The organism is Arthrobacter sp. NPDC058192 (assembly GCF_042883665.1).
In the GTDB taxonomy this organism is placed as follows: domain Bacteria; phylum Actinomycetota; class Actinomycetes; order Actinomycetales; family Micrococcaceae; genus Arthrobacter.
Window position 1 is genome coordinate 159,726 of record NZ_JBHVVJ010000002.1, and the last position, 13,039, is coordinate 172,764.

Consider the following 13,039-nt stretch of genomic DNA (forward strand, 5'->3'; position numbering starts at 1 on the left):
TACCGCTCAGGGCCCGCTCACGGTTCTGTCCGCGGCCGTGGCAGGGGGCGGGTCCATGCTGTCGCCGGGTTGCGGTCGTGGGCGTGCCAGCAAATCCGCGTCTTGTTGGTCAGCATGTTGCCGGTAAGCCTCGTAGAGGGACGTGTCCTTCCGGGCCGTGCCATTTGGTTCACCGCCGCGCAAGCCAGCGTCTTGCCGGTAAGCGTCGTAGAGGGCCGTATCCTCCTTCTCGGCGTCGTACAGGCCCGGGTCGTACGACGCCGTGTCCTGCTGCGCGGGTTCGTAACTGTCCGCGTCCTGCGACGCAGCAGCGCCATACAGGACTGCATCTTGCTGTTCTCCGGCATAGAGGCTCGCGCCCTCCTGCTCCACGTCATACAAGGTCCCGTCATACTGGTCCGCATCCACGGCGGCGAGGTTGCGGATCAGCACGATGAGCCAAGAGAAGATCAGCGAAGCGGCAATGAGTTCCACCGCCGTCAGGTTGTAGTAGCCGACCGGGAACCACAGCACCGCGGCGGCGGCGATGACCGTGAGGAACACCCAGCCGAGCACACCGAAGGTCACTGAGATCGAGGGGACGAGGTCTCGGATGCGGGCAGCCAGGAGGCCAAACGCGATCGCCATACCGGAGGCGAACAGGGTGTGGATCCAGAAGTTCTCGTCGACGGGAAACAAACCCACTCCGGCGAGGAAGACGCCCAGGAGGGCGATGGCGCCTTCAAGCCACCACGCCCGGCGGAGCGCGGACTGGTTTTCCGCGGTCGCCCTAAGGGCCGACGTCGCATATCCGGCCAGAGTGGTGATCATGACGCCGGCGACAATCAGCGTGCCGTTGAACGCCACCCCGGAGATGTCCGAGCTCGCGCCGAGCGCGCTGAGATGCTCCTGCCACCACAGGGGGTCCTGCGCCGTGAGCATGCTGGCCAGCATGCCGCTGACGAGGAAGACCGCCAAGAGCGCGGCGAGCCGGTACGCGGTCATGCTCAGCGCCGACAAGTACGCGATGTACGCACTGATGGCTCCTGTGGTCCCGACGAGGACGGCGGCGGCCACCGGGTAGAGGACAGCCCCCATGAAGGCCTGCTGGAAGATCGCAAAAAGCGCCAGCCAACCAACGAGGAAGGTGCACGCATGTGCCAGCGCGAGGGCCGCGATGTCGATCGCGTTGCGAATCCGACCGACGCGGCGAACCTCCGGCGCCGCGGGCGGCCGGTGTTGAAGGCTGCCGGCCACGACAGCTACCGCACCGAGAACGGCCGTTCCGAGCGCCGAAATTTCACCGGCCGAACCTCGTCCGGACAACGGAACAGGTTCCCGCCCAACGAGCAAGAACGCGGCGGCGCCCAGGACGATGAAGGCCCCGCTGCCAATATAGAGAGCCCGCGCCTCGGAGGTGACCGCTGCGGGCCGGTTCAGATCTGCCATCACTCACTTCGCTTCACCCCAAAGGGACAGTGCAGTTCCGCCATCACCGTCAGCCCATTGTGCACGTCTTCGTGCACGGGCAAGCGGCCGCGGGCTTGGTTACCGTCCGGATCGTCCCGCCCAAAGCCGTCCGACACCGGCGTTATCCCACGATAAGACGCGTTTGTCCGCGGGCCGTCACCCGGAACGGATGAAAGCTACGGTGATGGTTGGCGGAGCCCGGGCCTGCATCGGATCCCGCCGCGCGGCCGGGAGGGCACCGCTTGTTTCGACGGCGGACTACCGCCCCGTGTGCGGAATGATCAGCACGGGTCTCGCCTGCAGATGTGTCAGGGAAACGCTGACCGAGCCCTCCAATATCCGGCCCATCCGGGCCACCCGCCCCGCCCGCTGGCCACCCACGATGAGAGCAGCCGCATCGGTGCTTTCGGCCAGGCGAGTCAGGGCCTTGGCCACGTCGCCGTTGAGCACCCTGAAAGACCATGCCCCGCCCGGCGGTCCAAGTACGCCTTCGAGCCGGGCCAGCATCTGCCGGGCGGGAAATTCGGCTTCAAGATTTCCGGCGGGGTCGAGGGAGATGGCGGCCCGGGACCCGTCCGGCTCCCACTCCGTGAGGTAGCTCGCCGGATCGACGAACGCGCAGACCAGGTGTGCCCGCATCACCACGGCCAGCCCCGCGCCGGCCCGCACCAGCCGCTCTTCGAAGTTCCACGGCACCCCGAGGACCAGCGGGCCGGCCGGCCAGATGCCGGCACCAGCCTGCCCGAAGTCACCCGGGGAATCCCCGGATCCCATCAGCGCAGCCCCCCGGCCATTCGCCGTCTACGCCCGAGGCCGCACATCGAATTCACGATTTCATTATGGCCACTCCGTTTCCCCGCGCGAAGGCCCCGGGTCCCGCGAGCCCCTGGCTGCCCGCTGGGCACGTGACAGCCGAAGAGGCGGCCGACCAACCGGCTGCCGCGCAGGCCGCAGCCACCCGGGAAGTGGCCTTGGCCGTCGTCATGCCACGCTCTCCAGCGCCGCGTCCCGGGACTGCACGCCGAAGTAGCCGCCCTTGAAGAAAAGCAACGGCTCGGCATCGGCGCGGGCGCTCAGGGACCGGACCGCGGCAACAACGATCGTGTGGTCGCCGCCGTCGTACTCCCGGTGGAGTTGGCAGTCCACCCAGGCCAGAGCCTGGTCCAGGACGGGGTTGCCCAAAGGCGACAGCGAATAGTCAACACCGGCGAATTTGTCAGTCCCGGAACGGGCGAACTGGGCCGCCAGGTGTTGGTGTTCGGCCGGGAGGATGTTGACGGTGAAGCGTCCTGCCTCCCGCAGCAGTGGCCAGGTGCTGGAGGTCCGTGCCGGGCTGAAGGTGACCAGTGCCGGGTCCAGCGACAGGGAGGAGAAGGACTGGCAGGTGAAACCGGCCGGACCGTCCTTGGTAGCCGCCGTGATCACTGTCAGGCCAGTGGCGAAATGGCCCAGAATGGTCCGCAGGCGGCGCGGGCTGAGGTCTGAAGGTTCAGTCATGGCGGGTCCTTTCGTAGCGTGTCCACCCAATCAACCACTGGAACTGCCGGTGCCCAACACCGGACGAAACGAACGGACCTGCGGGGAAACACGGCTTCACCGCGCGAAGTCTGGCGTAACGAAACCGGGCCGGGGCCGGCCCTCCGCCCACTTCGCCAGAGTTTCTGCCGGGCCGTCAACGGCGGCCCTGAACGCCGCGGGGCCCTCACCGGCGTTCGAGTACCCTCCCGAGGATCCGTGCGCCCTCCTGGAAGGCGCCCGGGTTCGGTCCGGCGTAGTTCAGCCGGATGTACGGCCCGGCCGGTTCGGCCGGGAACCACTCGTCTCCGGCGGCGATGATGACCCCCTCTGCCTCACAGTCACGGACGAGCTGGTCGACGCCGGTCCCGTCGGGCAGCCGGGCCCACAGGTTCAGACCCCCGCTGGGCACGTGTTCGACATGGGCCAGCGGGGCGTACTCCCGCAAGCTGCTGACCAGCAGGTCCCGCCGGGCCTGGAGCTGGTGGCGCAGCCCGCGAAGGTGGGTTTGCCACCCCGGCTGGGTCACGACGTCGAGGGCGGCTGCCTGCAGCACACCGCTGACATACATCGACTCGGCTCCGCGGGCGGCAAGGATGCGGTCACGCGCAGGGCCGCGGGCAATCATCGCGGCGACCCGGATGCCCGGGGAGACGCTCTTGGTCAGCGAGCGAAGGTAAACAACATGGCCGGAATCGTCATGGACGGCGACGGGCGCGGCATCGGTCGTGATGCCGAAATCATGGGCCCAGTCATCCTCCACGAGGAAGGCGCCGTGGCGGCGCACCACATCCAGCACCTGGCCGCCCACGTCCGCAGACCACTGGGCGCCTGTGGGATTCGCATAATTCGGCTGCGCATAGAACAGCCGCGCGCCTGTTTCGTCAAAGGCGCGGGCGAGCTCCTCCGGGTCGGGGCCCTCGGGACCGCTCGGCACCGGAACCACCCGGACACCTGCCTGCGCCGCGGCCAGGATCGCACCCCAGTACGTGGGGGATTCCACCAGCAGCGGTTGCCCGTTGCCCACCAGCGCCCGGAACACGGAACTGAGCCCGCTCTGGCTGCCTGGGAGCACGATCACGTCGCTCGTTGCCGGCGGCGTCACACCGGCCGGCGTGGAGGCCCGCAGCTCGTGCGCGAACCAGGACTGCAGCTCGGGCAGGCCCGCGGCAGGCGGCCGGGACAAGGCAGCGTCACCCCGGGCGGCGCGGGTCAGGGCCGCCCGCACCAGCCGTTCGGGCAGGAGCTCGCGGTCCGGATAGCCGGAATGGAACGCGATGACATCGTTCGGCGCGCTTCGCATCGCCGTGGACACGGGCCGGAGCGGCGCCCGCGGCGAGCCCAGCGCCGCCGTCTGCCAGCCGTAGTCGGCCGGCCGCGCGGTCCGGACGGCGCGCACGAAGGTTCCGACGCCGGGGCGGCTTTCGATCAGGCCCTGCGCGGCGAGGGTCCGGAGCACCTTCTGCACGGTTACAGGGCTGGCCTGGTATTCGGCCACCAAGGACCTCGTCGAGGGCAGCCGGGCGCCCGGCGCGGCCCCCGCGATCCATTCCCGGAGCTGTCCTGCGATTCTCATAGTGCTATCGTTAGACATGAAAGACCATAGTAGCGCTACTTACCGCGTCGGCCAACCGCTATCGCCTCGCCCGACGACCGGACTCTGGTGGGGACTCCTCGGCGTCGCGGCCTTCTCCTTCACGGTGCCGTTCACCCGGGTGGCGGTCGCCGGGCTCTCCCCGTTATTCATCGGATCGGGCCGGGCCGTCGTCGCCGCTGTTCTCGCCGCGTGCGCCCTTGCATGGACCCGGCAACGCCTGCCCCGCGACACCCAATGGGTGCGCGTTGCCGTGGTCGCCGGCGGCGTGGTGGTCGGATTCCCGCTGCTGACCTCCTTCGCCCTTACCGCTGTTCCTGCCAGCCACGGCGCCGTCGTCATCGCACTGCTCCCCGCAGCAACGGCAACGATGGCGGTGCTCCGCGGCCATGAACGCCCGCCGGTCACTTTCTGGGCCATCACCGGCGTCGGCGCGGTGGCGGCCATCGCGTTTGCCTCCGCGCAGTCCGGCGGGATCGGACAGCTGCATCCGGCGGACCTGCTGCTCTTCGGCGCCGTGGTGGCTGCGGCCATTGGCTACGCAGAAGGCGGACTGCTGGCCCGCGAACTCGGCGCCTGGCAGACCGTCTCGTGGGCGCTCGTCCTGGCCTCTCCGCTCATGGTGTCCCTGGCGGCCTACTCCGTGGCCACGCAACCAGCATCCGGCACTCCTGTGCAATGGGCGGCCTTCGCGTACCTTGGGGTCGTGAGCATGTTCCTCGGCTTCTTCGCCTGGTACCACGGCCTGGCCATGGGTCCGATGACGCAGGTCAGCCAGATCCAACTGGTCCAGCCTGTATTGAGCATCTGCTGGGCCGGGCTCATTCTGCACGAGCAGCTGACGTGGACCACCATCGTCGGCGGCGCCGCAGTGGTTCTTTGCGCCGGCCTCGCCGTCCGCTCCCGGACCGGGCCGCCGGGGGCGAAAGCGCCGGCGATGGCACGGGCCCAGGCCCAGGCAATGGAGCATCAGTCCCGCTGACCCGCCAGCCTCCACCCGACCCCGGGTTGCATCCGGCTTCCAGCACCCGATCCCCGATCCCCTATCCCCTACCTGAACGGAAGACCTCCGTGTACATCCCCGCACACTTCGCCGCCAGCCCCGATTCGGTCCAGGACCTGCTGGGTCGCCCCGCCGCTGCCAACCTCATCACCGCGACCCCCAGCGGAATGCTTGCCACACTGCTGCCGTTTATCTTTGACCCCGCAGCGGGTGAACACGGCGCATTGCACGGCCACCTCGCGCGCAACAACCCCCAGTGGTCAGAACCAGCGCTCGGCGAATCGCTCGTCATCGTCCAAGGCGCGGACGCCTACATTTCACCCTCGTGGTACGCATCCAAGGCAGAGCATGGACGCGTCGTTCCGACCTGGAACTATTCCACCGCCCACGTGTACGGCAACCTCTTCATCCACGACGATCCGGCCTGGCTCGCCAGCCATGTGAGGCGGCTGAGCGATCACAACGAAGCCGGCTCCGAGCACCCCTGGAGTGTCGACGACGCTCCGGAGCGCTACATCGCCGGGCAGCTGCGGGCGATCGTCGGCGTCGAGCTTCTGATCACCCGGATCGAGGCGAAACACAAACTCAGCCAGAACCGGCCCGACGCCGATATCGACGGGGTGGTGACGGGGCTGCGGGCCCGCGGGCAGAGGGCAAGCGCTGCCGACGTCGAGAAGGCCCGCCCACAGGCGCGTCGGCAGGCCGGTGATCTGCCCCAGCCCCCGGCCTGAACCCGGACCGGCGTTCGAGTCCTGCTTTTTGCTGCGCTTTCGGAACGGCGACACGTGAAAGGTCCGGCGCTGCGGGGATCCCCGCAGCGCCGGACCTTTTCCCTGTCACAGGACCGTTTTCCTTGCGATATTCATGTACTGCCCGAGTTTCAGGACCCGGGAGGACAGATCCCGCGCCTCCGCGCCTGCCTGGTCCATGTCCGCTATGACCTCCAGGCGACCGGCGTCCGTGGAGGCACCGGAACCGGCCGAAACACCAGGTCCGTCCGCGGCGTGGTGCAGCTCCTGCACCCATGCTTCGGGCCCACTCCGCAGAACAGCGGACCACAGGGCTTCCACGGTCGAGACTGCTTCCGTGGCTCCCGTTGGTCCCGAGACCAGCCAGCCGCCGCTGGTGGCGCCCACTTTCGGGGCTCCCGGCCATGACCGGCAGACACTGTTGATCGTTTGGGCGACGATGAGGTGCTGCCGCATTGTTCGAACCGTTCCCAGGACGGGATCGTGCACCACGCTTCGTCCGCAGGCACCGCACATGTGACCGGCTCTCCTATGGCATCACGTCGCCGGAATTTGGTCCCAGCGTCTGGCCGACGTACAGGTTCCCGCCCGGGTCGCTGGCGAGAAGCAGCGCCGTAGGCGCGACCTCGGCCGGCAGCCCAAAACGGAGCAAAGGGAGTCCGGCACGCTTCGCCGCCTTCCACTCCTCGGAGATCCCGTCAACCAGGGGCGTTTCGATGGGACCGGGGGCGATGCTGTTGACGAGCACGTTGTCGGCGGCGGTTTCGAGGGCCAGGGCTTTAGACAGTGCTACGACGCCGGCTTTGGCTGCACTGTAGTGGCTGAGGCCGGTGCCGCCCTTGATGGCCAGCTGGGACGCGATGTTGATGATGCGGCCCCACCTTTGCTGCCGCATCGCGCCCACCACCTCACGGCAACACAGGAACACCCCTGTCAGGTCCACGGCAATCGTTTCGTTCCACATGGCCAGCGTCATGTCTTCGAGCGGCGATTCCGTCAGCAGGCCCGCGCTGTTCACGAGAACGTCGATGGTCCCCAGCTCGGAGCGTGCGGCGGCGAAGGCCGCCTTGACGCTTGCCTCATCGGAGACGTCGACGGCGATGTTTCCCGCCACCCCCGACCTGTCCAGGACCGCGACTCTGTCGCCGTTGGCGGTGAAGACGTCAGCGATGGCCTTGCCGATGCCACTGGCCCCGCCCGTGACCACTACGGCGCGGCCCTCCGCGAAACGGGAGGCGTCAGGGTTGTTCATTCTTATTCCTCCGTGCTTATTCCTCCGCGCCTTTCAGGCACGCATCTTGATGGTGAGACCGCCGTCGACGATCAGCGACTGCCCCGTAACATAGACCGCGTCGTCGGAGGTCAGGAAGCCGATAACGCTGGCCACCTCCTGAGGCCGGCCGACGCGGCCCCAGGGGATCTCCTGCCCGGCGCGCCGCAAACCCTCGGGCCCTAGGGAATTCACCGGGTCCAGAGACTGGGGGGTTTCGATGAGTCCCGGGATCACGGCGTTGGCACGGATGCCGCGTGGCCCCAGCTCGACGGCGACGCTGCGGACCAGCCCGAGGACACCGGCCTTGGCGGCGGCATAGTGGGCATGTTCCTCCCAGCCGTAGACGCCGCCGGCAATCGAGGACACGGCAACCATTGCGCCGCCGCCGGTCATCTTCGCAGACCCTGCGCGCAGGGTCCTCAGCACGCCGGTGAGGTCGACGTCGAGCATGTCGTGCCAGCGCTCATCCGTCATCTGGTCCAGCGGCGAGTTGCGCAGGATTCCGGCGTTGGCCACCGCATAGTCCAGACGGCCGTATTCGTCGACCGCGCGTTGGGCGAAAGCGTCGACGGATGGGGTACTGCGGACATCCACTTCGTGGACGACCCCCTGGCCGCCTTCGTTCTTGACCAGGCGAAGGGTTTCTTCGGGGTCGTGCGGGTCACCGGGAAAGGTCCCGATCACTGAATGTACGCCGCGCTGGGCGTAGTGGACCGCGAGGGCCCGTCCAATGCCGCTGGCCGCTCCTGTGATCACGGCCACCCTGCTCTCAGGCGTCATGGGGGTGATCCTCGAGCAGTGCCTCGGCCGGCGGCTTCGCGGCGATCATCAGGAGACCGGAGAACAGCGTTCCGGCCGCGCCGACCCACAGGGCGGCAGCACCGGTTCCTGCGCTGGCGGCTGCTGCCGTGAAGAGGGCACCGCCGAGAATGGTGCCGGGCTGGCTCATGGCGCCGATGAAGGCGGTGCCGGTGGCACGGCAACTGACGGGGTAGCACTCGGCCATGAAGTACTGGATCGCGGCGTAAGGTCCGACCAGGAAGAACAGTCCGGCGCCGTAGGTCGCGATGATCATGAAGGAGCTCTCGGCGAGCGGGCTGAGCATGATGGTGAACGAAATGCCGGAGAGAATCCAGCCGCCGATGATCGTCCGCTTCCGGCCGATCTTGTCACCGAGCCACCCGTGGAAGACGTAGCCGAAGTACGCCAGACCGTTGATGACGATCAGCATCCAGAAGGCATCGGAAAGTTCCACACCCTTGGCGTTCTTCAGGACGGAACTGCCGAGAATGCTGAAGATCAGGATGCCGAAGAAGTTGAAGATCCAGGCCAGGGAGAAGACGATCGTGTTCCGGCGCAGGTGCGGCTCCCAGATGCGCTTGAGCGGGGCCGCGGAGGAGTGCTCGACGCCGAATGCGTGGGCCAGGGAGTGGGCTTCCTCGGTCTTGCCGCCCTTCTCGAGTTGGGTCAGCTTGTGGTGCAGTTCGAACTGGGGCGTCTCCCTGAGCTTCTTGGAGATGACCCACACGATGATTGCTGCCGGAACGCACGCCATCAGGTAGAGGGCACGCCAGCCAAGGGACGGAAGGAAGACGAGGGCGAGGGCACTGGCGAGGAGGAAGCCCAGCGGCCAGCCACCCTGGATGAAGGAGTAGTGGAAGCCGGGGCGCTTGCGCTTGTCGGCGACTTCGGTGACCTGGTAAACCTCGTTCATGTAGGTCGCGTTGACGGCCTGCTCCGAGAATCCGAGCCCACCGAAGGAACGGACGAGCACCAGCAGGCCGTTGCTGAGGAACGGGATTCCGGTCGGGATCAGGGCCGTTAGGCCGGAGACAATCGCGGTTCCGCCGATGGTGGTCATCATGCCCTTGCGGCGCCCGAGTCGGTCAATGACGGGGCCGATGCCGAAGCAGACGATGGCGGTGCCGACGGCGATCCAGGTGTTGAGTGCGTAGGCCTCGGTCGCGGTCCAGCCGAATTCCTGCTGCATGGCCGGCAGGAGGGTGCCGAAAAGTCCGAAGTCGAACACGGCCACGGTCCAGGCACACAGCGCGAGCACGGTGGCGGTGGTTGTGTGGTGCTTGGAGAAGACCGGGAAGCGGCGTTTCTCGTTGGGTCCGGGTTGCGTCAGGTCGACGGCCGGCTGCTGGATGGTCATGACTGGTTTTCCTTTCGGGGGCTGCGGGCGAGGAACGAGTCCGCGATCTGATCGAACGTCAGCCAGCTGACGCCGTCGTGGGAGTTGATGTGTTCGATGAGGCGCTCGAGCATGAGCAGAACCTGGGGGCGGCCCGAGACGTCCGGGTGGATGGTCATGGTGAAGGCGGCCTGGTCCATTTCCCGGTAGACCCAGTCGAACTGGTCGCGCCACATTTGTTCGATGTCCCTGGGGCTGACGAAGCCGTGGGAGTTCGGGGCCGCCTTGATGAACATCATTGGCGGAAGGTCGTCCAGGTACCAGTTGGCCGGGATCTCGACGAGGTCGGTTTCGTGGCCCCTGACGAGCGGCTCCATCCAGGTGTCGGCGGCCTTGGTGTAGTCGATCTTCTTCCAGCTGTCGCCGACGCGCACATAGTAGGGTTCGAAATCGCGGTGCATCAGGGAGTGGTCGTACTTGATCCCGCGTTCGAGGAGGATCTCGTTGGTGACCGGGGAAAATTCCCACCAGGGGGCGACGTAGCCCGTGGGACGGCGACCGGACACTTTTTCAATGAGTTCGATCGACCGGTCCAGGATGGCTGTCTCCTGCTCACGGGTCATGGCGATGGGGTTTTCGTGTGAGTAGCCGTGCACGCCGATTTCGTGCCCGGCGTCGACAATCATCCGCGTCAGGTCCGGAAAGGTCTCAATCGAGTGGCCAGGCACGAACCAGGTGGCCGGCAGGCCGTACTTCTCGAAGAGACGGATGAGGCGCGGGCCGCCGACCTCACCGCTAAACAGGCCGCGGGAGATATCGCAGGGCGAGTCCTCGCCCCCATAGGAGCCGAGCATCCCGGCAACAGCGTCCACGTCCACGCCGAACGCGACTTGGATGTCCTTGGTCATGAGATCACCTTTCACTGCGCTTTGTTGTTGAGGTTGGTGGGTGAAGTTTGGTTTCGGGCCGGACCTAGACGGCGGCCACGCCGCGGCGGACAAAGGTCTCCGCAATCCGGTCCGCGGGTGTGCCGAGCCTGAGCAGAAGACTCAGCAGGACGAGTGACTGGGATGGCCTGAGCAGCCCGGAGGGGATGGCTCCGGCGGCGCGCAGGTCCTCGCCGCCGCCGTCGCCATACCGGGGCACCACGGCACCGGCTTCCACGCGGGTGCTTGTCACGACGACGACGCCGTTAGCTGTAGCGTTGGCGACTTCCCGGCAAAGTACTCGGTTGGCGTTGCCCGTTCCCGTCCCCTGGAGCACAATTCCTGCCGCCCCCGCGTGGAGGCTGGCCAGCAAGAGGGTGGAATCGGCCCCGGGGTAGGCCGCGATGAGGTCCACCCGCGGAGAGCCGGCCTCTTCGCCCGGCGGCGGCAACGGTAACGGAGGAAGTCCGGGCCGTGCCGCACGGATCGTGACCTCCCCGGAATCGGAGACCGAACCCGCGCTTCCGAAATCCGGGTTGGCAAACGCATCAAGCCGGGTCGTGTGGCTCTTCCGGACGCCGGTCGCCGGAAAGATGCTCCCGGCGAACGCCAGCAGGACCCCCATTCCCCGAGCCTGCGGGGAGCCGGCGACGGCGATGGCGCGGGAGAGGTTGGCGGGGCCGTCCGGGGACTCGGTGTCGGCCGCCTGCTGTGCGCCGGTGAACACGACCGGACGTGGATCATCGTGGGTGAGATCAACGAGGAAAGCAGTCTCCTCCATGGTGTCCGTACCGTGGGTGACCACGACGCCCAGCACCTGCGGGTCGGCCAGGACTTGCCGGATCCTGGCGCTGATTTCGATCATGTCGTCGATTGTCAGGAGGTAAGAACCCTTCCGGAAAACATCGACAACCCGGACCGGATGCGCGGCCGGCACCCCCATGCTGGCAAATACCTGCTCCCCCGTGTCGGAGGCGACGGCGGCTCCTCCAGCCTCGGACTCACGGGAGGAAATTGTTCCTCCCGTGGCCAACAGCACCACGTGCGGGCCAACCGAATCGGTGACAGTCATGTCCACTCCGTTGTTTTGGTCTTTCCCAGTCAATCCGCATACCCAATCGATTGGGTTGCGGGCCGAGAGTTATTCCCGATGCGTCCCGCAGATGGTTCCGGAAGCTTCAAGGTCTTCAACAATCCACTGCCGGGCAACGGCGGAATCTCTACCCAATCGATTGGGTAAGTGACAGAAAAAACTATAAAATGTGAGGTGCGCCACGTCAAGGGTTCCTGGACCAGGGAGCCCCCGATCATCAGGCAATCTTGGTGGTGACGACCTTTTGAGCTGAGGCAGGGAATCCAATGAATGAGAGCACGGCCGGTGGCCGCACCGTCACGCTGAAAGATCTCGCGAACGAGCTCGGCATCCACCCGTCGACCGTTTCCAGGATCCTGCACTCCGGCTCCGAAGTGGCCCGGGGCGCTGCATCCGCCGCTACGGCGGAACGCGTACGCGAGCTGGCGCGGAAGCGGGGCTACTCCCCCGACCCGCAGGCCGCCGGCCTGCGGACGCGACGCACCCGCCTCATGGGCGTAATCGTTCCCCGGCTTTCGGACCTCGTCCTGGCGATCATGTACGAGGGCATTGACGAGGCCGCCGCGCAGCTCGGTTACTCCACGTTTGTCATGAATTCCCGTGACGACCCGGAGGAACAACGCCGCAAGACGGAGTCCATGCTGGCCCGGCGGGTGGACGGGCTGATCATTGGCGACGCACACCTGGACAGCGGTCTGCTGCGGGAGTTGACCGCCCGCAAGGTGCCCTTCGTGCTCATGAACCGCCGAGTCCAGGGCTTCCCGTCCGCCACGTGCGACGACGTCCTTGGCGGCAAGCTTGTGGCCGACCACCTATGGAGCAAGGGGCACCGCAATGTCGCCGTGATCGCCGGCGAGCCCTATGCCAGCACGGCCGTCGACCGGACGGCCGGTTTCGTGGACCGCTGGAGCGCGCTGGGCGGGACGATCCCCAGGGACGGCGTGGTGTGGTCCCGCTTCGATACCGCCGGAGGACGGGAGGCGGCCGAGACCATCCTGGCCCACTGCAGTCCCCATCCGACTGCGTTGTTCGCCGTCAATGACTTCGCGGCGATCGGCGCAATGGGAGCTCTGCGGTCGCACGGCATCAGCGTCGGCCACGACGTTGCGGTGGTTGGTTTCAACGACACCTCCTTGGCCGCGGAGCTGCCTATCCCGCTGTCCTCGGTCCGCTCGCCCATGCTGGATATCGGGCGGACGGCAGTGCAGCTCCTCAAGCGCGTGCTGAATGGCGAACACGTCGATTCCGTGAGGCTGGAACCGTCCTTGTGCGTGCGGGAAAGCAGCGCCTGACCCAACGC

At 67.0% G+C, this 13,039-nt stretch carries 13 protein-coding genes; 3 read left to right on the forward strand and 10 right to left on the reverse strand.

The features are described 5' to 3' along the window. Positions 1 to 6: 6 nt before the first annotated feature. The 4 genes from ACFVVK_RS02875 to ACFVVK_RS02890 form a co-directional block, all read right to left on the reverse strand. On the reverse strand, positions 7 to 1,428 hold the full coding sequence (locus ACFVVK_RS02875; protein WP_390263183.1) for a hypothetical protein: 1,422 nt from the start codon (positions 1,426 to 1,428) through the stop codon (positions 7 to 9). A 279-nt stretch (positions 1,429 to 1,707) separates the two neighbouring features. Continuing rightward, on the reverse strand, positions 1,708 to 2,223 hold the full coding sequence (locus tag ACFVVK_RS02880) for a universal stress protein (protein ID WP_390263186.1): 516 nt from the start codon (positions 2,221 to 2,223) through the stop codon (positions 1,708 to 1,710). A gap of 207 nt (positions 2,224 to 2,430) precedes the next feature. Next, complete coding sequence (locus ACFVVK_RS02885; RefSeq protein ID WP_390263189.1) at positions 2,431 to 2,946, reverse strand: flavin reductase family protein; 516 nt, start codon at positions 2,944 to 2,946, stop codon at positions 2,431 to 2,433. Positions 2,947 to 3,151: 205 nt separating this feature from the next. Beyond that, positions 3,152 to 4,558, reverse strand: coding sequence for a PLP-dependent aminotransferase family protein (locus ACFVVK_RS02890; RefSeq protein WP_390263192.1), 1,407 nt, complete (start codon positions 4,556 to 4,558; stop codon positions 3,152 to 3,154). Here ACFVVK_RS02890 and ACFVVK_RS02895 point away from each other — a divergent pair. Both ACFVVK_RS02895 and ACFVVK_RS02900 read left to right on the forward strand, forming a co-directional pair. Further along, positions 4,557 to 5,540, forward strand: a complete 984-nt coding sequence (locus ACFVVK_RS02895; protein WP_390263195.1) for a DMT family transporter — start codon at positions 4,557 to 4,559, stop codon at positions 5,538 to 5,540. The two genes, ACFVVK_RS02890 and ACFVVK_RS02895, sit on opposite strands and share 2 nt — an antisense overlap. An 89-nt stretch (positions 5,541 to 5,629) precedes the next feature. Then, the gene (locus ACFVVK_RS02900) at positions 5,630 to 6,292 is read left to right on the forward strand and encodes an FMN-binding negative transcriptional regulator (protein ID WP_390263198.1); all 663 of its coding nucleotides are present in this window, start codon (positions 5,630 to 5,632) and stop codon (positions 6,290 to 6,292) included. 105 nt (positions 6,293 to 6,397) lie between these two features. Here the strand turns inward: ACFVVK_RS02900 and ACFVVK_RS02905 are convergent, their stop codons facing one another. The 6 genes from ACFVVK_RS02905 to ACFVVK_RS02930 all read right to left on the reverse strand — a co-directional run bounded on the left by ACFVVK_RS02905 (position 6,398) and on the right by ACFVVK_RS02930 (position 11,718). Beyond that, positions 6,398 to 6,766, reverse strand: a complete 369-nt coding sequence (locus ACFVVK_RS02905; protein ID WP_390263200.1) for a hypothetical protein — start codon at positions 6,764 to 6,766, stop codon at positions 6,398 to 6,400. Between the two features lie 73 nt (positions 6,767 to 6,839). Then, positions 6,840 to 7,562, reverse strand: coding sequence for an SDR family NAD(P)-dependent oxidoreductase (locus ACFVVK_RS02910; RefSeq protein ID WP_390263203.1), 723 nt, complete (start codon positions 7,560 to 7,562; stop codon positions 6,840 to 6,842). Between the two features lie 33 nt (positions 7,563 to 7,595). Further along, on the reverse strand, positions 7,596 to 8,363 hold the full coding sequence (locus tag ACFVVK_RS02915) for an SDR family NAD(P)-dependent oxidoreductase (protein ID WP_390263206.1): 768 nt from the start codon (positions 8,361 to 8,363) through the stop codon (positions 7,596 to 7,598). Continuing rightward, complete coding sequence (locus ACFVVK_RS02920; protein ID WP_390263208.1) at positions 8,353 to 9,741, reverse strand: MFS transporter; 1,389 nt, start codon at positions 9,739 to 9,741, stop codon at positions 8,353 to 8,355. The genes ACFVVK_RS02915 and ACFVVK_RS02920 overlap by 11 nt, the downstream gene beginning before the upstream one ends. Further along, positions 9,738 to 10,628 carry a polysaccharide deacetylase gene (locus tag ACFVVK_RS02925; RefSeq protein ID WP_390263211.1) on the reverse strand — a complete coding sequence of 297 codons (891 nt, stop codon included), beginning with the start codon at positions 10,626 to 10,628 and terminating at the stop codon, positions 9,738 to 9,740. The genes ACFVVK_RS02920 and ACFVVK_RS02925 overlap by 4 nt, the downstream gene beginning before the upstream one ends. A 64-nt stretch (positions 10,629 to 10,692) precedes the next feature. After that, on the reverse strand, positions 10,693 to 11,718 hold the full coding sequence (locus ACFVVK_RS02930; protein WP_390263214.1) for an asparaginase: 1,026 nt from the start codon (positions 11,716 to 11,718) through the stop codon (positions 10,693 to 10,695). A 287-nt stretch (positions 11,719 to 12,005) separates the two neighbouring features. Here ACFVVK_RS02930 and ACFVVK_RS02935 point away from each other — a divergent pair, with 287 nt between their 5' ends. After that, positions 12,006 to 13,031, forward strand: coding sequence for a LacI family DNA-binding transcriptional regulator (locus ACFVVK_RS02935; RefSeq protein WP_390263216.1), 1,026 nt, complete (start codon positions 12,006 to 12,008; stop codon positions 13,029 to 13,031). Positions 13,032 to 13,039: the final 8 nt, after the last annotated feature.